The organism is Pseudoalteromonas sp. MB41 (genome assembly GCF_020966275.1).
Lineage (GTDB): Bacteria > Pseudomonadota > Gammaproteobacteria > Enterobacterales > Alteromonadaceae > Pseudoalteromonas > Pseudoalteromonas lipolytica.
In genome coordinates, this window is sequence record NZ_JAJJZF010000069.1 from 1 (window position 1) to 1,053 (window position 1,053).

Annotated in this window: 2 tRNA genes and 2 rRNA genes; all 4 read left to right on the forward strand. The window is 44.5% G+C overall.

Features of this window, described 5'->3' with window-relative positions:
• Positions 1 to 246, forward strand: a 16S ribosomal RNA gene (locus LPA49_RS22185); the annotation flags it as partial.
• A 73-nt stretch (positions 247 to 319) separates the two neighbouring features.
• A tRNA-Ile gene (locus tag LPA49_RS22190) sits at positions 320 to 396 on the forward strand.
• Positions 397 to 433: 37 nt separating this feature from the next.
• Positions 434 to 509 (forward strand) — tRNA-Ala (locus tag LPA49_RS22195).
• A 287-nt stretch (positions 510 to 796) separates the two neighbouring features.
• Positions 797 to 1,053: ribosomal RNA gene (locus tag LPA49_RS22200) — 23S ribosomal RNA — on the forward strand; the annotation flags it as partial.

Below are 1,053 nucleotides of genomic sequence, written 5' to 3' on the forward strand. Positions count from 1 at the left end.
GTAGTCCGGATTGGAGTCTGCAACTCGACTCCATGAAGTCGGAATCGCTAGTAATCGCGTATCAGAATGACGCGGTGAATACGTTCCCGGGCCTTGTACACACCGCCCGTCACACCATGGGAGTGGGTTGCTCCAGAAGTGGATAGTCTAACCTTCGGGAGGACGTTCACCACGGAGTGATTCATGACTGGGGTGAAGTCGTAACAAGGTAGCCCTAGGGGAACCTGGGGCTGGATCACCTCCTTATACGATTTAGAACTTATTTGTTCGTAGTGTCCACACAGATGATTGTTAGTTAGAGAAACAATGCTTATTGTTTGGGTCTGTAGCTCAGTTGGTTAGAGCGCACCCCTGATAAGGGTGAGGTCGGTAGTTCAAATCTACTCAGACCCACCACTTCCATGAAGTGGAAACAGTAAGTACCAGCATATGTGGGGCTATAGCTCAGCTGGGAGAGCGCCTGCCTTGCACGCAGGAGGTCAGCAGTTCGATCCTGCTTAGCTCCACCACTTTTACTCCTTAAAAATAAACATTCTTATCAGGTAATAAACTGCTTGAGAATAGAGTGTGTTTAATTTTGAGAAGTTAATTCTCTTGCTCTTTAAAAATTTGGAAAGCTGATAATAAAATTCTGATGAATGACAATTGTTATTTATCAAGAGTTTTCAAAAGTAAAAATATGCCAATTAATCGACAGATTAATCGGTATCTACTTTAGTATTCTCATCATTATTTGATGAATTAACTTCTGGCGAAGTTAACAGCTGTCACTAATAAAGACCCGTTTGGGTTGTATGGTTAAGTGACTAAGCGTACACGGTGGATGCCTTGGCAGTTGGAGGCGATGAAGGACGTATTAACTTGCGATAAGCCTAGTCAAGCTAGTAAAAAGCACTTGAGACTAGGATTTCCGAATGGGGAAACCCACCTGCTTGCAGGTATCTTGCACTGAATACATAGGTGTAAGAGGCGAACGCGGAGAACTGAAACATCTAAGTACCCGTAGGAACAGAAATCAACCGAGATTCCGGAAGTAGCGGCGAGCGAAACCGG